Origin of the sequence: Asaia sp. As-1742 (genome assembly GCF_011753235.1) — a bacterium.
GTDB lineage: Bacteria > Pseudomonadota > Alphaproteobacteria > Acetobacterales > Acetobacteraceae > Asaia > Asaia bogorensis_B.
Window position 1 is genome coordinate 130,226 of record NZ_VWWA01000004.1, and the last position, 23,592, is coordinate 153,817.

Below are 23,592 nucleotides of genomic sequence, written 5' to 3' on the forward strand. Positions count from 1 at the left end.
TTTACTGTTTCCGCCCCATATGCTGGGGCATTCGTCAGGCAATACTGATTCTTTCACTCCCACGGGATCTTACGACCCGGCCGTTATTACCGAGGAAGCCTTCATCATGATGCGCACGCTGTTCCTTCAGCCCCCCTCCTTTGATGGTTTCGATGGCGGCGCCGGGTCGCGCTATCAGGCCAAGCGCGAAATCCGTTCCTTTTGGTTCCCGACCTGGCTGGCCCAGCCGGCTGCCATGGTCGAGGGCTCGCGCCTCATCGACGCCCCCCCGGCCGGTATGGGCATGGAGCCGATCCTCAAGGACGTGATGAATCGCGACCTGGTGGTGATGCACACCTCAACCCCGTCTTTCGCCTCAGACGTCCGCGTCGCGCAGATGCTGAAAGATGCCAACCCCAAGCTGATGATCGGCATGGTCGGTGCCAAGGTTGCCGTGCAGCCGGACGAGTCGATGGCCAAGGGCAGCCCGATCGATTTCGTGGCGCGCAACGAGTTCGATTTCACGATCAAGGAAATTGCCGAAGGCCGCGACCTGAAGGACGTGGACGGCATCACTTGGCGCAACAAGGATGGCGAAATTATCGCCAACCGTGACCGCGCCATGATCGAGGACATGGATTCCCTTCCCTTCGTGACGGAAGTCTACAAGCGCGACCTGAAGATCGAGGACTACTTCATCGGGTATCTGATGCACCCGTACATCTCGATTTATACGGGCCGTGGCTGCAAGTCGCGCTGCACCTTCTGCCTGTGGCCGCAGACCGTGGGTGGCCATCGCTACCGCACGCGCAGCCCCGAGCACGTGGCTGCCGAAATCCGTCTCGCCAAGCAGTATTTCCCGCAGGTGAAGGAGTTCATGTTCGATGACGACACCTTCACCGATGACCTGCCCCGTGCAGAGGCCATCGCGCGTGAAATGGGCAAGCTGGGTGTCACCTGGTCGTGCAACGCCAAGGCGAACGTGCCTTATGAAACGCTCAAGATCATGAAGGAAAACGGGCTGCGCCTGCTTCTGGTTGGCTATGAAAGCGGCAATCAGCAGATCCTTCACAACATCAAGAAGGGTATGCGCGTTGAAGTGGCGCGCGAGTTCACCAAGAACTGCCACAAGCTGGGCATCAAGATTCACGGCACCTTCATCGTCGGCCTGCCTGGCGAGACGAAGGAGACCATTCAGGAAACCATCCAGTTCGCCCGCGAGATCAACCCGCACACGCTGCAGGTTTCGCTGGCAGCTCCCTATCCCGGCACCGCACTGCACAAGCAGGCCACCGAGAATGGCTGGTTTAACGAAGCTGAAGCCGAACTGATTGACGAGAATGGCGTGCAGATTGCTCCGCTGCACTACCCACATCTGTCGCACACCGAGATATTCAACTCGGTTGAGGAATTCTACCGCAAGTTCTATTTCCGTGCGCCGAAGATCGCCTCGATCGTCAACGAGATGGTCCGCAGCCCGCAGATGATGAAGCGCCGTCTGCGCGAGGGCGTGGAGTTCTTCCAGTTCCTCAAGGGCCGCAACGCCGCCTGATCGCTCAGGCGTCGTTTACTCCCATGCGTCGTCTGATTGTCTCGGCCGATGATTTCGGCCTAAGTGAAGAGGTCAACGAAGCCATCGAGATCGCCCATCGTGACGGGTTGCTCTCGACGGCCAGCCTCATGGTTTCCGGCCCGGCCAGCATGGATGCCGTGCGCCGGGCCAGACGCCTGCCCAATCTGCGGGTCGGGCTTCATCTGGTGGTGATCGAGGGCGACACCGCCCTGCCCGGTGCCACCATACCGGCCATCGCCACCCCTGATGACCGCTTCGGCACGAGCCAGCTCGGCCTTGGCGTTTCCTATTTCTTCCGCCCTGCCGCGCGCCGGGCGCTATCCCGCGAGATCGAGGCGCAGTTTCGGGCTTTTCTGGCGTCAGGGCTCACCCTCGATCATGCCAATGCCCACAAGCACATGCATCTGCATCCCACCGTGGGGCGGCTTCTGATCGAGACCGGGCAGCATTACGGCCTGCGCCATGTCCGGACACCCTGCGAGCCTCCCGCGCCACTGGCAGCGGCAGAAACGCATTTCGATTCACTGGGTGCAGCGGCCTTGCGACGCTGGTGCAATGTCCTGCGCCATCAGATTGCCCGCGCCGGAATGAACACCAACGATCATTGCTTCGGACTGGCCTGGAGCGGACAGATGCGCGCCGGGCGCGTGGCGGGACTGATCCCGCATCTGCCCGAGGGACTGTCAGAACTCTATTTTCATCCGGCTTTGAGCCAGAATAACCTGCTGCACCGCCTCATGCCGGATTACGACCAAAGCGGCGAGTTCGATGCCCTTGTGAGCCCGGAGCTTCGTCAGGCTGTGCGCTCAGCCAATATCAGGCTGAGTGACTGGTCAGGACGGACAATGAACGCGGCCTGAGCCGGTCGCGTCTGCGGCAGAACGGGCTGCGGTGCCCGCCTTACTGACCGCCCCTTCCACAAAGCCGGTTCGGCTCCCCGGAAAGGGCGGAACGTTTCAGAGGGCGGAATCCACCCAGGCCTTCAGGGCGCTCTTGGGCAGGGCGCCGGTCTTCTGGGCGACAACTTCACCATTCTTGAAGACCATAAGAGTCGGGATGCTGCGAACGCCAAAGCGCGTCGGTGCCTCGGGGTTCTCGTCGATATTGATCTTGGCAACCGTCAGACGGCCCTTGTACTCACCACCGATCTCGTCGAGCGCAGGAGCGATCATCTTGCACGGGCCACACCACTCCGCCCAGAAATCGACCAGCACGGGGCCTTCGGCCTGCAGCACATCCTTGTCAAATCCGCTGTCGCTGACAGCAACGGTGTTCTCGCTCATCTTGTTCTCCCATATGCCTGCGAGCCGTTACGGGCTCGCGTGAATGAGACATATCAGCAGTTCGGCCGCAGCCTTCAAGAGCTAGTGAAGGTTGAAACACATCCTCTGGAGAAACACCGACGCAGCGGGGACGTTTTATTCAACAACGTCATCATGTTACTGGAGGTTTTCCTTGGTCGAACAATCTGCTTTTCGCAAGCTCTGGGTGGGGCTGCTCTGCAGTACAAGCGTTCTCGCCGCTATCCCCGCCGCCATGGCGGAGTCTGCACCGGTCCAGCCTTTCACCCCGCTGAGCACACCAGCAACCCACCGTATTCTACCGGGCAAGATCGTCTTTTCGATGCTGGTCACCCCGGATCTGACCAAGGCACAGGCTTTCTATTCTCAACTCTTCGGCTGGAGCTTCCGTGCCGTTGGGGATGGCAAGATACCACGGGTCGAGATTCTTCAGGGTACGCGGCCTATCGGAACAATGGTCGCCCATGCTCAGCTTCACCCTGCACGCGACACACCGTTCTGGATACCTTTCATCTCGACATCGGACACGGCGACCGTAGCTCGCGTAACCCGCAGACAACGGGGCAAGGTGTTGTTCGGTCCTCATCAGATCACCGGATTAGGCCAGACTGTTATCGTGTCCGACCCGCAACACGGCATCTATGCGGCGCTCAGCGCCCAAGCCGGTGATCCCGCCGATCAGCCGGGGGATCCCACTCTCAATACCTGGTCGTGGGCCACGCTGCTGGCGCCGAACCCCAAGGAGGAGGCCGGGTATTATCAGCTCCTCTTCAACTACAAGGTCATGGCCGCGCCTGAAGCCGATAATGGCAGTCATTTTATCATTGCCTCGCAGGACAAGGAACGAGCCAGCCTCAATACCCTCCCCGATGGCATGGAAGAAAGGGACCATGCCCGCTGGATCCAGTTCGTACAGGTCGGCAACACGGCTGACGCAGCCAACAGGGCAACCGCACTGGGTGGAGAAGTCATTGTGCCCCCACACGTCGACAGGGATGGTGCGATCGTCGCGATCCTGTCTGATCCTTCAGGAGCCGTTTTTGGCGTCATCGAAGCCCAGAAAGATCTGCTGGAAATGGGGGCAGCTCAATGAGAAAGCCTTTTGCATGCCTCGCGCTTCTCTCGATATGCTCGCTTGGTCTGACAGGCTGTGGCTATGACGACTATTACGGCGGCAACTATTACGGCTATCCGGGTGGTTGGGGGCGTCACGGCTGGAACACTGGCTACACCGTAGGCCCCCATTATAGCGGTAGGGGTTGGGGTGGGCCGGGCTACCGACGCAACTACGACCGCCGGAACAACAATCACGACAACCACCGTCATGACTGGCGTCGTCACTAGACTGTCCCAGCCTGCCCTGCACCCATTCCTCGTGCAGGCAATACCTCTTATCAGTCAGGTATCGCCTTTGCTTCAGCCCCACCTCTGCTCACGCTGTGCGAGACCGTCAGATGAAACTGATGGTGGGGCCTTCGGTCCATACCAGCGCCATAACGAGTTCATGATCAGGGTAGATCTGCTTGAGCACCGCGCCATAGGCCTCCATCTGCCGTCGATAGGCGGCAGGAATGGCCTGACCGGGCCGTGGCGGGTTCTGCCCCGTCTTGTAATCGCACAGCATGATCTGACTGTCGCTGACGCACAGGCGATCCACCTGCCCCAGCACCACCTGACCAAAGGCCACGCCGGTAATCGGCTGCTCTGAAAGACTGCCCGGGCCAAAAAGCGGTGCCAGCGCCCTGTCAGTGAGTATGGCCAGCACCTGCCCGACCAGACGCGTCACATCGTCAGACAACAGATCATGCGACGGATGAGAGAGCCAGGCATGGGCCAGATCCCGCCATTCCGCTTCCGGCCTGTCAGGCAACCACTGCAGCAGGCGATGAACCAGTGTGCCGCGATCGATCGCACGGGCACGCCTGTTTTCACGCCCGGTCACCAGTCTGAGGGGCGAAATGGCGGGCGGCGCGGCGCCATACTGCGCATTATCGGGGCGGCTCGGAGCCAGGGGGCGCGTCAGAGGTGATTCCTGGGGGGCAGCCAAAGCATGCCATTCCGGTGCCTGACCGAAAATGGCCGGCATGGCGTCCGGCACGACCGGTGAGACCGCTCTGGCCTGACGGGCCTGTTGGGCAGGTGCCGCCTCAATGATCAGGGTCTCCCCCTCCCAACCACCCCCAAACGGTGCGGGAACGGCAGCGAGCGACTGGAACCCGGCCTCACACAATGCATACCATGATGTTTCCGCAGGCTTCTTTCTTGGCTCCCAACCGCACACCACCAGCCAGTCACTGGCGCGTGTCAGCGCCACATAAAGCAGACGGTTACGTTCGGCCTGGGCTGCGGCCTTCTCCTCGGCCTTGAGCCTGTCACCCAGGTCAGACGCCAGTTCCTTGCCGGGCATCCAGACTGGCAGATCAAGCCCGTTCTGATGTGTCCAGAGCAGCTTTTTCTCGCCCTGCACATCACCGGTCATATCGGGCAGCACCACCAGACGGGCCTGCAAGCCCTTGGAGCCATGCACCGTCATGATGCGCACGGCATCGATCTCGGCTTCCGCTTCACGCTTGACAGTCAGGCTGCTTGACGCCAGCCAGTGCAGAAAGCCCTGCATGGACGGGGCGTGCAGCGCCTCGAAGCGCAAGGCGGCGGAAAGCAGATCATCAAGCGGTTCGGCGGCCTCGGGACCGAGACGGGCGAGAGCCCTTGCCCGCCCCTCATGACGGCCCAGCGCATCGGCGAGAATCTGATAGGGCGTGGCAAAATCGATTCGGGTCTGTAGCGCTGACAGACGCTCCCAGGCGCTCTGCCATTCCGGACGCTCACGATGGCGCTCCCGCAGGGCTGTCCAGAGCGGTATCTCACCTCGCTCCATCGCCAGATCCATCAGCGAATGGTCACTGACGCCCCCGAATGGGGAGGTCAGCACGGAAGCCAGGGTGAGATTGTCCTGAGGCAGAAGCAAAGCATGACAGAGCGCCATCATATCCTGCACCGCCAGCGAGTCCGTCAGCCCGACCCCGACCAATGTGGCAACCTCCACCCCCTGCCCCTTGAGGGCACGGATCAGGGCACGCAGGAAGGATGAGCGACGTGGCACCAGAACCAGCACCTCACCGGCCCGCAACGGTGTCTGACCGGGCTGGGGCGGTTTGCCAATCTGGGCAGCAATCCACTGGGCAAGATGATCGGCCAGCTTCTGGGGTGCGCGGCTTTGCCCTGCATTGCCTGTCGGCGCAGCCCAGGGGTCGTCGATACCGTCTTTCTCATCCTTTGGCACGAGCGGCCACAGCTCGACGCGCCCCCCCTGACCGGGGCGGGCAGAACGATGGGGCGGCAGGGTATCGCGCCCCGGCTCGCGCAATCCGTCTGCGGCCAGAGGGTTGGTAAAGACGGCATCGACCAGATCGAGAACCGGGGCAACCGAGCGAAACGAGACCCCGATTTCGGGCGTACGCCATTCCTGCGCGGCACCGATGACCATGTCACGAAAGCGGTCGCGCGCACGAAACAATCCCTGTGGATCGGCCCCCTGAAAGGCATAGATGGACTGCTTGAAGTCACCTACGGCAAAAACCGTTCGGGGCCGCCCTTCCATGTCGCGGGCGCTTTCACCCACGAAGAATTCCTCGATCAGGGCTGTGGCAATTTCCCATTGCGCGGCAGACGTATCCTGCACTTCGTCCAGCAGCAGGTGGTCGAGCCCGCCATCGAGCTTATAGAGCACCCATGATGCGCCCGGGTCGCGCAGCAGATCGCGCGTGCTGGCAATCAGATCGTCATAATCGACCAGCCCACGGAGCGTCTTGTCCTGTGCGTAGCGTTCGAGCGTGGGAGCCGCCAGCGCAAAGAGAGCCAGATTGAGCGCGATCAGACGCTGGACAGCAATGCGGCGCCCCAGCGCAATCTGCCGCTCGGCCTCGCGGTTAAACGCCTCCATGATATGGGGGCGATCCCGGTTGATGGCGGCGGGCACGAAGCCTTTGGCGGCGCGGGGTGTGCCGGTACCGGTGACGAAAACCGCATACCAGTCCTCTGCATCCCGTTCCTGCGGTGTGCGGGACAGGGCATCCAGCATCCGGCCCAGCATAGCCTGCATGGTTGGTGTACCGAGGGGGAGAGCCTCCTGGGCGCAACGCCGCAGCGTCGCCTCATCAGGTGAGACCGTGCGCTGGGCCAGAAGGTCGTCAAGACTTTCCTCACCGGCATCGAAAGCGCGCCGATAGGCCCGCTCGATGCGCCCCGGCTCGATCTGCCATCGGGCAAAACTCTGACGCAGCCGCGCCGCACGCCCCTGAAGCGCCCTGATGCGATCGAGATAGTCTTCAAGCCCGACCTGCCCGGCCAGCAGGGAGAGCCTTTCTTCCATAACGGGGTCACGGGCGGCGCGTGAGAGCGTCTGCTCGATGGCATTGGCCAGAGCGAGACCGGAATCCGTCTCTTCCATCAGGGTGAAATGCGGGTTGATCGCAGCTTCAAGCGGGAAACGACGCAGCAATGACTGACAGAAAGCGTGGATCGTGCCGATCTTCATGCCGCCGGGCAGATCAAGCACCCGCACAAAAAGCGCGCGGGCCGCCTGACGCGTCTCGGGAGAGACGGGTACGCTCAGCGCATGCAATTCACCATCGAGTGCCGCATCGGGTAGCGACACCCAGCGCCCGAGGCGGGACTGCAGACGATTGGCCATTTCGGCGGCTGCCGCCCGCGTGAACGTCAGACACTGGATGCGGGCAGGGTCACAGCCGGGCAGAAGCACGGGGGAGCCTGTTTGCGGGTCGGTCACCAGAACAGGCAGCATGAGCCGCAACAGGCGGTCGATCAGCAGCTTGGTCTTGCCACTGCCCGCCGAGGCCGAGACAAAAACCGAAGCCAGCGGGTCGGAAGCCAGACGCTGGATGTCATTGGCGGATGCGATGATCTGGGCATTGCCAAGTGGAGTATTGTGCGCCGGAGTATTGTGCGCCGGGGGGGTGTGCGCCGGGTTCTGGCTCATTCTCCGCCCTCCTCACGCGCCGCACTCCATTCCGACACACGCGCCAGATGGGCGTAATCGCTGTAGCGCGGCACATAATCGGGGTGCGGGTGTGAGCGATACGCTGTTGCCGGGTTATCGAAAGCCTCGATGCGTCGGCGCAACCTGTCGAGGGATGTCTCGACCAGATCGGCCAGATCCTCCGGTTTGCGCGGTACCGAAAGTTCCTCACCGCGATTCCGGTCGCCGGTCAGCCGCCAGTAAAGCAGAGAGGCTGTCTCGGCGGGCGGCAGACCGGCAAAACCACCAAGACGCAGCATGGCGGCTTCCAGCACAAGTTGCGAGCTCCACCCGGCTTCCACATCACTCACCTTTGGCAGGCTTCCGGTCTTGTAATCGATGATGGTCGCCCGCCCGTCCGATCCAATCTCGATCCGATCCGCGCGTGCATTGAGTTTGAAGGGTGCATAGGGCGGCGTCAGGGTCAGGGTGCCTTTCTGCTCCGTACTGATCCGGGACGGTTTCTCTCTCCCGGCCTCGCGCTCGCAAACCCAATCGGCAATACGCATCAGTCGCGGGCGCCACCAGGCTGCAAGAGCTGGCCGAAGGTCTCGCCCCTCCATTGCCTTGAGCAGCGCTGCATGAAGCGCCCTGCCCCCGTTTTGCCCTGCGGCCAGCCAGGCATCGATGCCGTCATGCACCACCACACCGATATCCGAGCGGTCCGCAGCCTCTTCCAGAGCAGGCAGGGCTCTCAGGCCCAGCACGTGACGGGCATAGATGGCGTAAGGGTCACGCAGCCACAGATCGATTTCCGTTACCGAAAGCCGCCTTGGCCTGCGGGCCACAGGCGGGCGCGGTTCAGGCGGCGGCACTGGACGGGCTGCCCCTTGCGGCTGGTCCAGATGGGCCTGCCAGAAAAGGGCCGGATGGCTGGGCAGGTTTTGCCCCCGTCCTTCAAGCAGGGCATCGAGCCGCACAAGCCAACGTGCCGGAACGGCAGGTGCCCCATCGCGTCGCGATGCGCTCGACAGGACAATTTCCTCACCCGACAGGAACGCTGTGGTGAAGTCATGCGCCGCCGTGCCCACCAGTCGTTCTGGCGAAGGCAGGCCTGCGCGCGTGCGCATCGGGCGGCTGAGCCACGGGCCGGGATCGGTGGCAGGCGGCCATATCCCCTCATTGAGCCCACCCAGAATGACAAGATTGGCAAACTGCAACCGGGCCTCAAGCACACCCAGTATCGAGACCCGGGGGTGAAGAGCTTCGCCATCGCGCCCCTGCAACACGCGCTGGCCAAACACCATCTGCCCCGCCATCGAGGCGAGCAGGAAGGCAGGCATGCCCGCCAGACCGTGCGGCGGCAGAACGGCACCATGAGTCATCAGGCTGGCGACATGGCGCGACAGGGCGTGGCCCTCTGCCCCAAGCCAGAGGCGCTCTTCACCCGGCTGATCCTGTGTCGTGGCCAGCGCCTCTGCCGCACGAACGAGCAAGGTGAGCAGATCCGGCAAGGGAAGATCCCCACATTCCAGAAGCGGCGACATCGCTTCCGAAAGCCGTTCCAGAAAATCCGATAGTGGCTCGGCCTGATCGGGGCTGTCTGCTGTCTCGGCCGCGCTCTGATCCTGCTTCTGCAGCGCAAGGCGCAGTCCGGCCATGCCGGGTGGTGGCGCAGGACCGCGCAGCACCAGTCGCTCGAGGCGACGCGCCGTGGCACGGCAATTGCCCGGTGTGCTGCCCAGCGCGACAAGCGGATGCTTGAGCAGCGCCAGCAGGGCAACGGGGGCCAGATTGGCAACAGCCGCTTCAGCCACAAGGCGCAGCAGGATGGAAGCAGGCGTGAGTGCCAGCGCCTCACCTGCGCTGTCATCCGCGACAATACCGTAACGAAGCAGTTCCGTTGCCACGCGGCGCGCCAGAGCGCGGTCGGGTGTTACCAGTGAGGCCGTCCGACCGGGAGTTTCGACCGCATGACGCAGGATCATGGCGAGAGTGGCGGCCTCCTGCTGCTGGTCATCGGCATCGACACGCGTGATGCCGGCCAGTGGCAGGGGGGTCGTGCTTTCTCCCCAGGCCGAAAGGCCTTCCATCGGGCGCATGAACAGGCTCGTCAGGGCCGCACGTGCCTGAAGGGCCTGTGCGGCGGCCTTGTCCGCATTGGGCGGGAGGTCGTCCCAGAGCGCGATGGTTTCACGGGAAACACCCAGATCGCTGACGAGACGTCGGAATCCGGATTGCGGATGGCTCTCCGGCAATGTGTCCCACAGCGTTTCCGGCAGATCGAGATCCACACCGGGCAGAATGACACAGCCCTGAGGCGCATCGAGCACCGCACGCAGGATGGCACAGACGGCAAACATGCCATCGGTGAATCCGACAGCCCAAAGCGGCCCCTGAGGCGGAGCATCACGCCAGCGCGCCGCCTGCGCCTGCAGGACCGCCACCTGTCGTGCGACAGGGTTCACTAACCCGGTTTCCTGCAGCCATTGCGGCCAGGCGTCGGTAACGATGTGCAGAAACTGCAGCGTTTTATGCCAGTGATCGGCAAAGCGCGGCTCGGCGGCATCGGGCAGACGCTCGCGCAGATCGACACCAACGCGCTCGGCATCATCCATCAGCTCTGCAAGGGCGGAAGCCAGCGGCCAGGCCTGCTCCAGAGTCAGGTCAGCGCTGAATACGCCTCTGGCCTGAAGCACCAGTGCCGCCAGAACCGACAGGCGGCGCAGCTTGTCCACCGCAGGCGGGAAGGAAAACGCCTCGGCTCCCGAAAGCGCCAGATCCTCCTCATTCACATCACCAACCGGCACGATGCGGGGTAGTAGTGCTGCCTTGCCATCCAGAGAGCGCAAAAACGCCTCGGTGAGATTACGGGCAGCGCGTCGGCTCGGTACGAGAATCAGCGCATTATCGGCCTCCTGCTGCGCCGGTCCGGCCAGCCAGCGACGCGCCACATCGTCGAGAAAGGAGCGATCGGGTGGAATCGTCGCCAGTGTCACAGCCGGTCGTCCCACCCCGTGACCCGCGCCAGCCTCTCCGTTTCTCCCGGCCCCGGCAAAAGGGTCAGATGCAGAGCATGCGGCGGCAGCTCGTCACCCGCGCGCTCGGGCCACTCCACCAGCATGATTCCTTCCTGAACCTCGTCCCAGCCCAGTTCGAACAGGGCATCAGGTCCGTCCAGCCGCCAGAGGTCGAAATGCGCCACGGTGGCCTTGGGCAGTTCATAAATCTGCACCAGAGAGAATGTCGGGCTGGGTACCTCGAGCGAGGGATCATCCGCCAGCGCACGCAAAAACGCTCGGGCAAAGACGCTCTTGCCCATACCCATCTCACCATGAAGCGCGATCACATCTCCCGGCCGCGACAACTCTGCCAGACGGGCAGCAAGGGCTTCGGTGGCGGGCTGATCGGGGAGGTCGATTTGGCTCATACTGACAGTGTAGAGCCGGGGTAACAGGATGGGTAGGGGCCAGCGGAACCGATGACTCCCAAAAAATGACTATGCTGTCGAGCCCCGATCCTTCCGAATTTCTACTGGCTCGATCAGGACAGGCGGGATCCGTTCCCATGCATTCATTGCGACAAGACTATCCTGCAGCACCACAGCGACATTCATGATGGACTCTTGATAAGGATTGGCATCAATTGAGCTGCAAGAAACCAATCCAATAAAAATCGAAACGACAGCGACAATGAACAAGACTGCGAATAACGCAATTTCAGAACTGGTGCAGAACCACGCTTTTAGTGGACCGGGCAATCCGGGTTCCGCCGATGCACGGGCGCTCTGGCTTTGCGGTATAGAATACGGAGAATCTCCGGATCAACGTGGCTCAGCAGAGGAAATCGAGGATTACAGTGTTGCCATGCAATGGCGAAACTGGACCTATAATCGCAACGCCTTCAAGCTGATTTCAGCGATAGAGGGGCAACCTGTCGAGTCTGCACAGGCCTATGCGGAAAAGCAGAAAATCTTCGAAAGCAAGATAGCTCCCTATTTCCAGACCAATCTTTTCCCCGTCGAGTGCCACTCCCTCGAAACATGGTCCGAACAGGCTCAGGCACGCAGCGGCTATACAGACAAAAATGCCTATATTGCAGCCGTGCGGGCCTCATGCTTTGCATTGATGCATCAGCAGATACTCTCCCACAAACCACGCCTTTTCATCGGCGTGGGCACTACACATCTTGATGATTTTTGTCGGGTCGTACTGGGCGCATCCGCTGCGCCGGAGAAGCGGGACTTTACTGTCAATGGCCACAACAAGACCGTGTACCTGCAATCTGGCGAGATTCCTTTTGCCGTCGTGCCTCATCTGTCATCCCCGAGCGGCCTTAACAGCAACGAAGCCCTCCAGCGGGCCGGGGACCTGATCCGGGAGATTCTTTAACGCACGATCAGAAGGAGCGGGGCACCACCCCGCATCCTGCAACGGTAGCAGAACTCACCGCCGGTAAGCAGGCAGATCAACCTTGTGCAGGATCGCATGACCACGCAGGGCAAAGCCCAAAACGACCGCGACCGCGCCAGCGAGAATGGGCTGCACACCCATCCCGGTCAGGCCAACATAGAGTCCGGCGGCCAGCGCGGCGGCGGTGACGTATAATTCCGGACGGATCACGATCGAGGGCAGTCCGGCCAGAACATCGCGTATGATGCCGCCCATACAGGCTGTCACCACGCCCATGATGGCAGCAGGCAGCCAGGGAATACCATAGGCAATGGCCTTGGCGGCGCCGTAAACGGCATAGGATGCCAGCCCCAGCCCATCGAACCAGTCGATCGCCCGTTCGTGCCAGTAGCGATGCGGCGTGAACCAGACCAGCAAGGCGATGCCCAGGCACACGGCCCGAGGTGCTGTCGCATGCATCCAGAACACCGGAGCGCCAATCAGCAGGTCACGCAACGTCCCGCCACCGACCCCTGTCATGGCCGCAAAGAAGGCAAAGGTCACGATGTTCTGCCGTGCCTTGGCTGCCACGAGCGCGCCGGAGATCGCAAAAACTGCCGTCCCTGCCATATCGAGATCCGACAGGGTGGAGACCGATAATGCATGGATGGAAGCAAGTGTGGCTGGGCTCACGCGGCAAGGGCCTCGATGTCATCAGCCAGCTGCGTCACACGGGCCGGATCGGCATCCCATGCAAACATGAAACGCGCGCCCCCGCCGATGAAGGTGTAGAAACGCCAGCCCCGCTCGCGCAGCCCCTCCAGCACAGCCTCTGGCGCCTTGAGAAACACCGCATTGGCCTGCACGGGAAACATGAGCGACAAGCCCGGAAGTGCCTCGATACGCGAGGCCAGGGCGCGGGCGCAGCTATTGCCATGCGCGCCATTTTGCAGCCAGGCCCCGCTTTCGAGCAGACCGATCCAGGGCGCGGAAATAAAGCGCATTTTCGAGGCCAGTTGCCCGGCCTGCTTGCAGCGATAGTCAAAGCCTTCGGCAAGGGCTGAGTCGAAAAACAGAATGGCCTCGCCTACCCCCATGCCGTTCTTGGTGCCACCGAAACACAATACATCCACACCGGCCTGCCATGTCATTTCGGCAGGGGTGCAGCCCAGTGCCGCACAGGCATTGGCAAAGCGTGCGCCATCCATATGCAGACGCAGGCCGAGCTCGCGGCAGGTTTCTGAAATGGCGCGTATCTCGGCCAGGGAATAGACCTCGCCCGTCTCGGTTGGCTGGGTGATCGTCACCACCTTGGGCTTGGGGTAATGGATATCGCTGCGACAGGTTGCCAGCGCACGGATATCCTCGGGGAAAAGCTTGGCATGATCGGTCCGCGCCACCAGCAGCTTGGAGCCATTGGAGAAGAACTCGGGGGCTCCACACTCATCGGTTTCGACATGGGCGAAAGACGAGCAGATCACACTGTTATAGGACTGGCAGAGCGCCGCCAGCGCGAGTGAATTGGCCGCCGTGCCGTTGAAGGCAAAGAACACCTCGCAGCGTGTCTCGAACAGTGCACGAAAGCTGTCAGCGGCGCGGCTGGTCCATTCATCATCGCCATAGGCCGGAACGGAGCCTTTATTGGCCTGATGCATGATGTCCCATACTTCGGGGCAGATACCGGCATAATTGTCACTGGCAAATTGCTGGGCCACAGGCTGGAAATCCTTGCGCTTCTGAAAAAGCAGTATGGGCTTGCGGCAAGGAGGGTGTGGCGTGTCCCGAGATTGCCGGAGCGGCCACATCTCTCCGGTTGCCCGGAGATACCACCTTGCCCGGGAGCAGGTTGGCGCCGGTGAAACGATACCGGCTCTTGATGCTGGGTCTCTCGTATCAAAGCCCCAGCGCCACGGCAAGGGTGAGCCTCTTCGGCCGTCTATCAGCCGACAACCGCCTGCAAACAGAGTGACACGACCCAACAGGCACAGAAGCCATGTGAGGGGGGTGCATCGCAGGAAAGAATGTGGTTTCTTTCAGCCTCGTTGCGAAGCATGACCGGGCCAACAGGCCGGACAGATATGGATGACAGCTGACATGGGCCAGACCCCTCTCGACATCGATGTAGCCATTATCGGTGCAGGGCCGACCGCGCTTTTTGCCGCGTTCGAGTGCAGCATGCTCAAACTTTCCTGTGTCCTGATTGACGCGTTGAGCGAGATTGGTGGCCAATGCGCGGCGCTGTATCCTGAAAAGCCGATCTATGACATTCCGGCGCACCCCTCGATTGAAGGCGGTGCCCTAATTGCCGCGCTCGATGCCCAGATCGCCCCCTTCGATGTGCCCCGCCTTCTGGGCCAGCGCGTGGAAAAGCTGTCGGGCCAGCGCGGCGCCTTCACGCTCGAGACAGACAAGAGCAATGTGGTGACGGCGCGCGCCGTGATCATCGCGGCAGGAGCAGGCGCGTTCGGCCCGAATCGGCCGCCGCTCGATGGTCTCGATGCCTATGAGGCGAGTGGCGCTGTTCAGTATTACGTGCGCAAGCGCGCCGATTTTGCAGGCAAGCGCATTGTGGTGGCAGGCGGTGGCGATTCCGCCCTCGACTGGGCGCTGTCGCTCTCCGACATTGCAGAAAAGATCTATCTGCTTCATCGCCGCGACCGCTTCCGTGGTGCGCCCGAAACCCTCTCCCAGATCGAAGCCCGTGTGGCCGAAGGGCGTATCGAAAAAGTCGTGCCCTATCAGCTTCACGCATTGCAGGGCGAGAATGGCGCCCTTACCGCGGTCGATGTGATCGATCTCGAGGGCCAGACCCGTCGCATCGAAGCCGATACGCTGCTGCCTTTCTATGGTCTCTCGACCGATCTCGGCCCGATTGCCACCTGGAATATCGATACCGTGCGCAGCACGATTCCCGTCACGCCCTCCAGCATGGAAACCAGCCTGCCCGGCGTTTTTGCCATTGGTGACATCGCCACCTATCCCGGCAAGCTGAAGCTGATCCTGCAGGGGTTCAGCGAGGGAGCCATGGCAGCCCATGCCATTCACCCCATCGTCCACCCCGATCAGGCGCTTCACTTTGAATATTCCACAAGTAAGGGTGTGCCGTCAGGGTCTTGAGCCGTGACAGGGCCCCGGTTTAGTATGATCCCGAAATGATCGAAAGACGCGAACCCTGATGACAACCCAGCCAGACGAGGCGCAAACCGACGCAGTCAGACGTGCCGGTGGATGGCTTCGTATCGACCTCGACGCCATCAAGCAGAATTACCAGCTGCTGAAATCCCGTGTGGGACCCGATGTCGCCGTCGGGGCCGCGGTGAAGGCGGATGCCTACGGGCTGGGTGTGACGCGTGTCGCCCCTGCCCTCTATCGCGCCGGATGCCGCCGGTTCTTTGTTGCCACCGTTGAGGAGGGGCTGGAGCTGCGCCCCATTCTGGCGGCCGATGCTGTCATCTGTATCCTCAATGGCCCGGCTCCGGGCAGCGAGGCGCTTTTGCAGGACAAAGGGCTCACACCGGTTCTGAACAGCCTCGTCCATGTGCGCCGCTGGGCCGCACTGTGCCGTGATACGGGCGTGCGCTCCCCCTGTCTGCTTCAGCTCGACAGCGGCATGTCGCGCTTCGGTCTGTCCGAGGCCGATATCGATACGCTCATTGCTGAAAACACCCTTGCCGATCTGGCCATTGATTACATCATGAGCCATCTGGCCTGCGCGGATGAATACCATTCGCCGCGCAATGAGGGACAGCGCCTGCAATTCGAGGCCCTGCGCCGCAAGCTCCCGGCCCTGCCTGCCAGTCTTGCAGCGTCGAGCGGTATTTTCCTGGGGGAAGCCTTCCATCATGATCTGGTCCGGCCGGGTTATGCACTTTATGGCGGCAACCCGACCCCGGATCGCGCCAATCCCATGCATCCGGTTGTCACCCTGCTGGCCGGCATGGTGCAGGATCGCTGGATCGCCCCGGATGTGGCGGTAGGCTACAGCGCGCGTTTCATCGCGACAAAGCCCACGCGTATCGCAACCCTTTCCGTCGGCTATGCCGATGGTTTCCACAGACGCGGCGGTGGCCTTGCCAGCGCCGTTCTGCCTGACAGCCCTGATATCCTGTTGCCCATCGTGGGGCGGATTTCGATGGACTGCATGGCGCTGGATCTGACCGCGCTGGGAGACAGCCCCCTGCCCCCCGGCACCGGTTTCGAGCTGATCGGCCCCCATCGTCCGCTGGACGAACTGGCCGCGGCACTGGATACGATCGGATATGAGTTGCTGACCGGACTCGGGAAGCGCTTCCATCGTGAATATATCGAGAGTTCACAATGAAGATCATCGTCATGGGCGCCGGTGTCATCGGCGTCACCACAGCCTGGTATCTTGCCGAGCAGGGTCATGAGGTCGAGGTCATCGACCGCCAGCCGGGCGTCGGGCTCGAAACCTCTTTCGCCAATGCCGGTCAGGTCTCCCCCGGCTATTCCACGCCCTGGGCCATGCCGGGCCTGCCGCTCAAGGCGATGCGCTGGATGCTCGAAAAGCACGCGCCGCTGGTTGTGCGTGCTGCTGCCGTCAACATGCCGATGCTGCGCTTCATGACGCAGCTTCTGACCAACTGTACGCATCATGCCTATGACATCAACAAGAGCCGTATGCTGCGCATTGCGGAATACAGCCGTGACTGTCAGGCCGAACTGCGCCGCAGCACCGGCATTACCTATGACGATGGACAGAAGGGCCTGATCCAGCTCTTCCGCACCGACAAGCAGATCGAACATGCCCATGAGGACATGCGCCTGCTTGAGGAAAGCGGCGTTGCCCACGAATTGCTGGGCGTGGACGACGTGCTGAAATACGAGCCCGGCCTTGCCGGCGCACGTCAGATTCTCAAGGGTGGCCTGCGTCTGCCCGGTGACGAATCCGGAGATGCCTATCTCTTCACACAGCGCCTTGCCGCCATGGCAGCAGAGAAGGGCGTGAGCTTCCGCTTCCGCACCGAAATCGAGGCCATCGAAGCGGCGAGCGACGCCATCTACGGTATCCGCACCAGTGCGGGCCGCCTGACGGCCGATGCCTATGTGCTGGCACTGGGCAGCTACTCGCCCCGCCTGCTCAAGCCCATTGAACTCGATCTGCCGGTCTATCCGGTCAAGGGCTACTCCCTGACAGCCCCGATCACCGATGAGAGCCGTGTCCCGACCTCTACGGTCAATGACGAGACCTACAAGGTTGCCATGACACGCCTTGGCGATCGCATTCGCATTGGTGGTACGGCAGAACTGACGGGGTGGCGCCTCAAGCTGAGCCAGGACCGTCGCGAAACGCTCGAACTGTCGTTCAACGACATGTTCGGCGGTGCCGATCTGAGCCGTGCCCGCTACTGGACCGGGCTGCGCCCCTGCACGCCGGATGGCACACCCGTCATCGGGCCGTCCGGGCGCTACAGCAATCTGTGGCTGAACACGGGCCACGGCACACTGGGCTGGACCATGGCCTGCGGCTCGGGTCGTATCCTCGCCGACCGTATCAGCGGCAAGCGCACCGATATCCCTTCGCTGGATCTGTCGCTGGACCGCTACACGTCCTGAAGCCACACAAGGCTTTCGCCTAAGTATGAGAGGGGGATCCTCCCCCTCGAATGCCTTCCTGCCGGGCCTGGCGGAAACACCAATGCTCAGCCCGGTGCAGATAGTTGCCCCGCACGCATGGCCGCGATAACACCGCCATCGATCAGCAGATCACCCCCCGTAATGAAACCGGCATCCTGCCCAAGCAAAAAATGAGCTGCGATTGCGATCTCATCAGGGGGTGACATACGTTTCGCCGGTGAGGCCTCGACCATGGCGCGATAGGCGTCACCCGATGCGGAAGCCAGTTCATGCGTGGCAAGCGGGGTGACCACAATCCCTGGGCTTATGGCGTTCACCCGCGCACCGCGTGTGCCCCATCTCACCGCCTCGGCCTGCACCCTCAGACTGTTTGCGCGCTTGGCAACGATATAAGCCATCATACTGTCAGTGATGACATCAGGTTGCAGGCAGGGCAGCTCAAGCAGTGAGGCCGCAGGGGTCAGCGCCAGTTGCGTCTCGTCCGACGGGGAAAGTGGATGGGGCATATGCCCTGCCATGCTGGCAACGATCAGGCCTGATCCACCAGAGGCAATCACCTCGCCAAAGGCCTCAAATACCAGTGCAGCACCGTAAAGGTCGACTTCAAGCACCTTGGCGGGTGGGGCCATATTGGGCGAAACGCCAGCCGTATTGATCACCTGCATGACCGGCCCCATTGCAGCAGCCATCTGGGCAAGTGTGTGAACGCTTTCTGGCGAGCAGACATCGATCACCTGGGTTGCCACGTCATAGCCGGCGTCGCGCAGGGTCCCAGCCGTGCGTTGCAACAGAGCCTGATCGATATCGGCCAGGAGCAGATGCTTGCCCATGCCCTGTCGTCGCGCAATGGCCAGACCAATACCACCCGCACCGATGACGACCACGATTTCCCTGCTCACTATCCCTGTCTCCCGTTCCCGTATGGGTATGCCTCCTAAAGAAGCATCGCCGATGGAGAGAGGTATAAAGGCGAGCATTACCGGTGATTAGACGCCCCGTTCAGCGTGAACCTATATCGATCATTCATCAATCGGCCAAGAAACCAATGAGATAGACCCGAAGTGACAGGCACAAAAAAACGGGGCCATTTCGGGCCCCGTTTTTCAGACTCGATCATGTGATCGATCAGTTGCCTGCTGCGTCCTTCTCGGCGGCAGCGGCTGCACCCTTCTTGTGATGCTTGTGCTTGTGCTTATGCTTGCCCTTATGCGTGGCAGCCTTGTCTTCCGTCGGAGCAGCGGGAGCTGCTTCAGAGGCCGGAGCCGGGGCCGTAGCTTCCGGAGCAGCAGGCGCGGCTGCCGGGGCAGCGGGAGCTGCAGCAGCAGGGGCTGCTTCCTGCGTGGTCTGAGCGAAAGCAGGGGCGCTCAGCGTCATGGCAAGAGCGGCAACACCGGTGAGAAGACGACGATTGAAAACGAGCATAAAACAAGCTCCAGAATACAAATTCACATAATCACAGGCGTCAGTCAGACTGTAGAACAGGCCGCCTGCACTTATGACATAACGAACGCTATCAGTATTTTTCAGTCTCGTCTTGAAGAAAATTAGATAAAATACGTGTAATCGCACCGTAAAGGCATGTTTATGCCTTAATGCCGACATGATCATAAAAAAAGGCCACCGAATGGTGGCCTTTCCTTAGTGTCAGGCGTCTGACTTGACTTTCGACATACGCTTGCGCTCATTCGGGTCCAGGTAGCGCTTGCGAATACGCACGGCAGAAGGCGTCACCTCAACCAGCTCATCGTCCTCAATATAGGCGATCGCCTGCTCAAGGCTCATCTTGCGCGGCGGCGTCAGGAGCAGCGCATCATCCTTGCCAGCGGCACGGATGTTGGTCAGCTTCTTTTCACGGACAGCGTTCACATCGAGATCGTTCTCGCGCGAATGCTCACCCAGGATCATGCCCGTGTAGATCTTCTCGCCAGCTTCGACGAACAGCGTGCCACGATCCTGCAGCGAGAACAGGGCGTACTGCGTGGTCGCACCGTCTTCTGCCGAGATCAGCGAGCCGTTGCGACGGCCATCGATCGTGCCTGCATAGGGCTTATAGCCCGCGAACAGACGGTTCATGATGCCCGTGCCGCGCGTGTCGGTCAGGAACTCGCCGTGATAGCCGATCAGGCCGCGCGACGGGATGAGGAAGGTCAGACGGACCTTGTCACCACCCGACGGACGCATGTCCTGCATCACGCCCTTACGCATCGACATCTTTTCGACGACCACGCCCGAATAGGGCTCGTCGACATCGACCAGAACCTCTTCGTACGGCTCTTCACGCTCGCCGGTCTCTTCGTTGTTCCGGAAGAGAACGCGCGGACGACCGATGGTCAGCTCGAAGCCTTCGCGACGCATGGTCTCGATCAGCACGCCAAGCTGAAGTTCGCCACGACCGGCAACCTCGAAGGCCTCGCTTTCGGCGCTCTCGGTCACCTTGATGGCCACGTTGCCTTCGGTTTCCTTGAACAGACGGTCACGGATCTGGCGCGACGTTACCTTCTTGCCTTCACGACCACCCAGAGGGCCGTCATTGATGCGGAAGGTCATGGTCAGGGTCGGCGGATCGACCGGGGTCGAGGGCAGCGGCGCATCGAGAGCCGGGTCTGCAATGGTGTCGGGGATAGTGGCGTCGGACAGACCAGCCACAGCCACGATGTCACCGGCTTCGGCTTCATCCACCGGCACGCGATCCAGACCGCGGAACGACAGCAGCTTGGTCAGACGACCCGTTTCCACGATCGTGCCATCGGGGCGCAGCACGCGCACCGGCATGTTCACGCGGGCGCGGCCCTGCTCGATACGACCCGTCAGGATGCGGCCCAGGAAGTTATCGCTTTCGAGAATGGTCGAAACCATGCCGAACGGCGCTTCCTTGTCGAGGCCCGGCGTCGGCACGTGGCGCAGCACCAGGTCGAACAGCGGGGACAGATCCTTGCGGGGACCGTTCATTTCCAGATCGGCCCAGCCCTGACGGCCCGAGGCGTACAGCATCGGGAAGTCGAGCTGATGCTCGTCGGCGCCCAGAGCTGCGAACAGGTCGAAGATTTCTTCATGAACTTCGTCGGGGCGGGCATCGCCACGGTCGATCTTGTTCACGACCACAATCGGACGCAGGCCACGGGCCAGCGCCTTGCCCAGCACGAACTTGGTCTGCGGCAGAGCGCCTTCAGCCGAGTCGACCAGGATGATCGCGCCGTCCACCATGCTCAGGATACGCTCGACCTCACCACCGAAATCGGCGTGGCCCGGCGTGTCGATGATGTTGATGCGCGTCTCGTTCCAGACGACCGAGGTGCACTTGGCAAGAATGGTGATGCCGCGCTCACGCTCGAGGTCATTGCTGTCCATCGCGCGCTCAGCAACGTGCTGGTTTTCGCGGAACGAGCCGGATTGCTTGAGAAGCTGGTCAACAAGGGTGGTCTTGCCATGATCGACGTGCGCGATAATGGCGATGTTACGGATTTCCATGAAGCGGTCCTGATCGGGCTTGCAGGGTCATGCCCTGCCGGATCGCTCCCTGGGAACGACACAAAGCCGGGACTGACGGATTGGCCGTGTTCTGCACAATTTCCCGTCAGAGTGCAATGAAAGGATCGGAAAGACCGGGTTTTTTAGCATTTCCGGGCCTTCTTCTAACGTAATACAGGCCCCTGCCCCGCCTCTTTGATAGAAGTAGGCCCTTTCCTCCCTGTGCAGTGAGGCACGGTATCGAGGCGCGGGTTTCCAAAGGGCGACCGCCCTTTGGCAGAGTTCGGGGCGGCGCCCCGAAAAAGCCCTCAGGCCTTGAGCGCGAAATCCGCGGCAGGGCGTGCCCCCATGCGGGTGATGATCGCACCAGCAGCTTCGTTGCCCAGACGGCCACATGCTTCGAGGCTGCGGCCCTTGGCCAGTCCAGCCAGGAATCCGGCAGCAAAGGCATCGCCCGCACCCGTCGTATCGACCACCTTCACGGGTTCCGTCGGAACGACCAGCTTCTCGCCATTGGAGAGAATGACCGCGCCCTTCTCACTGCGGGTCAGCACGACAAGGGCAGCGTCACGCCCGGCCTGCGTGGCGGCGGCGTCGAAATCCTCGGTCTCGTAAAGGGCACAGATCTCTGCCTCATTGGCAAAGAGAATATCGATATGCCCGGCGACCAGCGCACGGAAGGCAGCATGATGGCGTGCCACGCAGAACGTATCCGACAGGGTCAGGGCCACGCGGCGACCGGCCTTGTGCGCCGTCTCGGCCGCAAGGATGAAAGCGGCCTGCGCGCGGTCCTTGTCGAACAGATAGCCCTCCATATAAGTCACGGCGGCAGCAGAGACGGCTGCCTGATCCACATCCTCGGGTCCGAACTCGGTGCAGATGCCCAGATAGGTGTGCATGGTACGCTGCCCGTCGGGCGTGACGAGAATGATGCAGCGTGCGGTTGGGCGATCGGCGTTCTGAACGGGGGCTGATGGGTAAAACAGCTTCTGCGCGGCGATGTCACGGGCGTAGCCAAGCCCTGCCTCATCATCTGCCACCTTGCCCAGATACCCCACGCGAGCGCCCAGACGGGCTGCAACGACTGCCGTGTTGGCGGCAGAGCCGCCCCCCATGATCTGCTCCGGGGTGATCTGTGCCTCGATAGAGGCAGCCTGCTCGGCGTCGATCAGTGTCATGCTGCCCAGCGGCGAGCCGAGCGCCGTAAGTGTGTCCTGTGAGACCGGAGCGAGAATGTCGACGATAGCGTTGCCAATGCAAAGCAGGTCGAGAGTGGGTGCAGTCATAAGAGCTCCGATGCGATGAAATTTAGTGGAGAAAACAGGGTTCACGCCATGAAATCAACATGATCAGACGTGATCGTAATGTTGCGTGAACGACAGGTTCGGCATTCTTTCCGACAGGCCATGACACAAGACCGGGTCAGGGTCAAAAACCGCGAAAACCTGCTGTTTATCCGCTTGTCGCTTGCGCAACATAACGTGTAAGCCGGGTTAGGGCGTGAAGCACCCCAGAGGGGATTTTGCGTCTGTCACCAGCCGCCAGCGGCACCCAAACCGCCACCTTTCAGAACGCGCAGCGGGGTTCTCTTGTTTAAACGACGCAAACCAGAAGATACAGCAACGCCCTCATCTTCAGGTGCATCGGCCAGTATCGGCCAAAAACCGGCTGCCCCGACGACGGGCAGCGCTTCGCTTTTCCCCGAGCGTCCGGCCCCAGCGGCTGACGCCTCACCAGCCTCACAAGTCAAGGATTCTGCCGCGATGGGTCGTTCGCCGTTCCCCACCCCTCCCTCACCTGCCACGCCTGCCACCCCGGCAGCCCCTGCCCGCCCCGCGGCAGCAGCGGCTTCGGCACCTGGCGGGCGTCGTGAAGCAACCGACCGCCGCACGCTGGTCGTTGGACGCGGCATTTCGGTGCAGGGTTCGATTCAGGATGCCGAGCGCCTTGTTGTCGAGGGAACGGTTGAGGCCACGCTGCTTCAGGCTACCGAGCTTTCGGTTGCACAGGGCGGTGTCTTCCGCGGTGAAATCGAAGTTGAGGATGCCGACCTTGCAGGTACGATCGACGGCACACTGACCGTTCGTGGCAATCTGACCGTGCGTGCTACGGGCCGTTTGATTGGCAAGACGCGCACCCGCCGCCTGCAGGTCGAGGATGGCGGCCAGATCACGGGTCATCTGGAAATGATCACCGGTGACATGCCTGCCCGACCGGCCCCTGTCGAGGCCCCTGTCCCTGCAATCGAGAAGACTGAAGAGACCACCCCTTCAGCCTGATCCGTTCTGGCGACAGGCAACAAAA

General features: G+C 61.6%; 19 protein-coding genes and 1 riboswitch. Of the genes, 9 read left to right on the top strand and 10 right to left on the bottom strand.

The window, feature by feature from the left end; translation table 11 throughout:
- Positions 1 to 106 precede the first annotated feature (106 nt).
- Together hpnJ and hpnK are read left to right on the top strand one after the other, a co-directional pair.
- Complete coding sequence (gene hpnJ / locus F3J08_RS07885; protein ID WP_023978797.1) at positions 107 to 1,531, top strand: hopanoid biosynthesis associated radical SAM protein HpnJ; 1,425 nt, start codon at positions 107 to 109, stop codon at positions 1,529 to 1,531.
- A gap of 23 nt (positions 1,532 to 1,554) precedes the next feature.
- On the top strand, positions 1,555 to 2,412 hold the full coding sequence (hpnK, locus tag F3J08_RS07890) for a hopanoid biosynthesis-associated protein HpnK (protein WP_166929178.1): 858 nt from the start codon (positions 1,555 to 1,557) through the stop codon (positions 2,410 to 2,412).
- 96 nt (positions 2,413 to 2,508) lie between these two features.
- Here the strand turns inward: hpnK and trxA are convergent, their stop codons facing one another.
- Positions 2,509 to 2,835, bottom strand: a complete 327-nt coding sequence (gene trxA, locus F3J08_RS07895; RefSeq protein WP_031240847.1) for a thioredoxin TrxA — start codon at positions 2,833 to 2,835, stop codon at positions 2,509 to 2,511.
- Between the two features lie 172 nt (positions 2,836 to 3,007).
- Between trxA and F3J08_RS07900 the strand changes: the two genes are divergently transcribed.
- Positions 3,008 to 3,946 (top strand): VOC family protein, encoded by a 939-nt coding sequence (locus tag F3J08_RS07900; RefSeq protein WP_166929179.1) that lies wholly within the window; start codon positions 3,008 to 3,010, stop codon positions 3,944 to 3,946.
- A complete protein-coding gene (locus F3J08_RS07905; protein ID WP_162922194.1) occupies positions 3,943 to 4,197 on the top strand; it encodes a hypothetical protein in 255 nt (84 codons plus the stop codon). The genes F3J08_RS07900 and F3J08_RS07905 overlap by 4 nt, the downstream gene beginning before the upstream one ends.
- Positions 4,198 to 4,303: 106 nt before the next feature.
- Here F3J08_RS07905 and addA read toward each other — a convergent pair whose 3' ends face one another.
- The 3 genes from addA to tsaE are packed head-to-tail and all read right to left on the bottom strand — an operon-like array spanning position 4,304 to position 11,261.
- Positions 4,304 to 7,852 carry a double-strand break repair helicase AddA gene (gene addA / locus F3J08_RS07910; RefSeq protein WP_166929181.1) on the bottom strand — a complete coding sequence of 1,183 codons (3,549 nt, stop codon included), beginning with the start codon at positions 7,850 to 7,852 and terminating at the stop codon, positions 4,304 to 4,306.
- Positions 7,849 to 10,830, bottom strand: a complete 2,982-nt coding sequence (addB, locus tag F3J08_RS07915; protein ID WP_166929184.1) for a double-strand break repair protein AddB — start codon at positions 10,828 to 10,830, stop codon at positions 7,849 to 7,851. The genes addA and addB overlap by 4 nt, the downstream gene beginning before the upstream one ends.
- Positions 10,827 to 11,261: a tRNA (adenosine(37)-N6)-threonylcarbamoyltransferase complex ATPase subunit type 1 TsaE gene (tsaE, locus tag F3J08_RS07920; RefSeq protein ID WP_166929186.1), complete on the bottom strand. Its 435-nt coding sequence runs from the start codon at positions 11,259 to 11,261 to the stop codon at positions 10,827 to 10,829. The genes addB and tsaE overlap by 4 nt, the downstream gene beginning before the upstream one ends.
- A 205-nt stretch (positions 11,262 to 11,466) precedes the next feature.
- On the opposite strand from tsaE, the gene F3J08_RS07925 reads away from it, so the two are divergent.
- On the top strand, positions 11,467 to 12,222 hold the full coding sequence (locus tag F3J08_RS07925; protein ID WP_166929188.1) for a hypothetical protein: 756 nt from the start codon (positions 11,467 to 11,469) through the stop codon (positions 12,220 to 12,222).
- A 54-nt stretch (positions 12,223 to 12,276) separates the two neighbouring features.
- On the opposite strand, the gene F3J08_RS07930 is transcribed toward F3J08_RS07925, so the two are convergent.
- Together F3J08_RS07930 and F3J08_RS07935 are read right to left on the bottom strand one after the other, a co-directional pair.
- A complete protein-coding gene (locus F3J08_RS07930) occupies positions 12,277 to 12,915 on the bottom strand; it encodes a trimeric intracellular cation channel family protein (RefSeq protein ID WP_370458688.1) in 639 nt (212 codons plus the stop codon).
- The gene (locus tag F3J08_RS07935) at positions 12,912 to 13,937 is read right to left on the bottom strand and encodes a low specificity L-threonine aldolase (protein WP_370458689.1); all 1,026 of its coding nucleotides are present in this window, start codon (positions 13,935 to 13,937) and stop codon (positions 12,912 to 12,914) included. Before F3J08_RS07935 ends, F3J08_RS07930 begins: the two co-directional genes overlap by 4 nt.
- 58 nt (positions 13,938 to 13,995) lie before the next feature.
- A riboswitch (SAM-I-IV-variant riboswitch) is annotated at positions 13,996 to 14,107 on the bottom strand.
- A gap of 209 nt (positions 14,108 to 14,316) precedes the next feature.
- On the opposite strand from F3J08_RS07935, the gene F3J08_RS07940 reads away from it, so the two are divergent.
- From F3J08_RS07940 to F3J08_RS07950, 3 genes are read left to right on the top strand one after another with little or no spacing between them, the layout of a single operon-like run.
- Complete coding sequence (locus F3J08_RS07940; RefSeq protein ID WP_166929191.1) at positions 14,317 to 15,339, top strand: NAD(P)/FAD-dependent oxidoreductase; 1,023 nt, start codon at positions 14,317 to 14,319, stop codon at positions 15,337 to 15,339.
- 58 nt (positions 15,340 to 15,397) lie between these two features.
- Entirely contained in the window at positions 15,398 to 16,543 is a 1,146-nt protein-coding gene (gene alr / locus F3J08_RS07945) for an alanine racemase (RefSeq protein ID WP_166929193.1), read from the top strand.
- The gene (locus tag F3J08_RS07950) at positions 16,540 to 17,799 is read left to right on the top strand and encodes a D-amino acid dehydrogenase (RefSeq protein ID WP_166929195.1); all 1,260 of its coding nucleotides are present in this window, start codon (positions 16,540 to 16,542) and stop codon (positions 17,797 to 17,799) included. The genes alr and F3J08_RS07950 overlap by 4 nt, the downstream gene beginning before the upstream one ends.
- 86 nt (positions 17,800 to 17,885) lie before the next feature.
- Here the strand turns inward: F3J08_RS07950 and F3J08_RS07955 are convergent, their stop codons facing one another.
- From F3J08_RS07955 to F3J08_RS07970, 4 genes are all read right to left on the bottom strand, one after another.
- Positions 17,886 to 18,719, bottom strand: a complete 834-nt coding sequence (locus tag F3J08_RS07955) for an SDR family oxidoreductase (protein ID WP_023979250.1) — start codon at positions 18,717 to 18,719, stop codon at positions 17,886 to 17,888.
- A 226-nt stretch (positions 18,720 to 18,945) separates the two neighbouring features.
- Positions 18,946 to 19,242: a hypothetical protein gene (locus F3J08_RS07960; protein WP_122048949.1), complete on the bottom strand. Its 297-nt coding sequence runs from the start codon at positions 19,240 to 19,242 to the stop codon at positions 18,946 to 18,948.
- Positions 19,243 to 19,464: 222 nt separating this feature from the next.
- Positions 19,465 to 21,288 carry a translational GTPase TypA gene (typA, locus tag F3J08_RS07965; RefSeq protein ID WP_062163757.1) on the bottom strand — a complete coding sequence of 608 codons (1,824 nt, stop codon included), beginning with the start codon at positions 21,286 to 21,288 and terminating at the stop codon, positions 19,465 to 19,467.
- Positions 21,289 to 21,596: 308 nt separating this feature from the next.
- Positions 21,597 to 22,574 carry an adenosine kinase gene (locus tag F3J08_RS07970; RefSeq protein ID WP_166929197.1) on the bottom strand — a complete coding sequence of 326 codons (978 nt, stop codon included), beginning with the start codon at positions 22,572 to 22,574 and terminating at the stop codon, positions 21,597 to 21,599.
- A gap of 477 nt (positions 22,575 to 23,051) precedes the next feature.
- Here F3J08_RS07970 and F3J08_RS07975 point away from each other — a divergent pair, with 477 nt between their 5' ends.
- Positions 23,052 to 23,567: a polymer-forming cytoskeletal protein gene (locus F3J08_RS07975; protein WP_166929198.1), complete on the top strand. Its 516-nt coding sequence runs from the start codon at positions 23,052 to 23,054 to the stop codon at positions 23,565 to 23,567.
- Positions 23,568 to 23,592: the final 25 nt, after the last annotated feature.

Coding starts and splice junctions, on each gene's coding strand:
- hpnJ (WP_023978797.1), top strand. CDS start 107: ATGATGCGCACGCTGTTCCTTCAGCCCCCCTCCTTTGATGGTTTCGAT.
- hpnK (WP_166929178.1), top strand. CDS start 1,555: ATGCGTCGTCTGATTGTCTCGGCCGATGATTTCGGCCTAAGTGAAGAG.
- trxA (WP_031240847.1), bottom strand. CDS start 2,835: ATGAGCGAGAACACCGTTGCTGTCAGCGACAGCGGATTTGACAAGGAT.
- F3J08_RS07905 (WP_162922194.1), top strand. CDS start 3,943: ATGAGAAAGCCTTTTGCATGCCTCGCGCTTCTCTCGATATGCTCGCTT.
- addA (WP_166929181.1), bottom strand. CDS start 7,852: ATGAGCCAGAACCCGGCGCACACCCCCCCGGCGCACAATACTCCGGCG.
- tsaE (WP_166929186.1), bottom strand. CDS start 11,261: ATGAGCCAAATCGACCTCCCCGATCAGCCCGCCACCGAAGCCCTTGCT.
- F3J08_RS07940 (WP_166929191.1), top strand. CDS start 14,317: ATGGGCCAGACCCCTCTCGACATCGATGTAGCCATTATCGGTGCAGGG.
- alr (WP_166929193.1), top strand. CDS start 15,398: ATGACAACCCAGCCAGACGAGGCGCAAACCGACGCAGTCAGACGTGCC.
- F3J08_RS07950 (WP_166929195.1), top strand. CDS start 16,540: ATGAAGATCATCGTCATGGGCGCCGGTGTCATCGGCGTCACCACAGCC.
- F3J08_RS07960 (WP_122048949.1), bottom strand. CDS start 19,242: ATGCTCGTTTTCAATCGTCGTCTTCTCACCGGTGTTGCCGCTCTTGCC.
- typA (WP_062163757.1), bottom strand. CDS start 21,288: ATGGAAATCCGTAACATCGCCATTATCGCGCACGTCGATCATGGCAAG.
- F3J08_RS07970 (WP_166929197.1), bottom strand. CDS start 22,574: ATGACTGCACCCACTCTCGACCTGCTTTGCATTGGCAACGCTATCGTC.
- F3J08_RS07975 (WP_166929198.1), top strand. CDS start 23,052: ATGGGTCGTTCGCCGTTCCCCACCCCTCCCTCACCTGCCACGCCTGCC.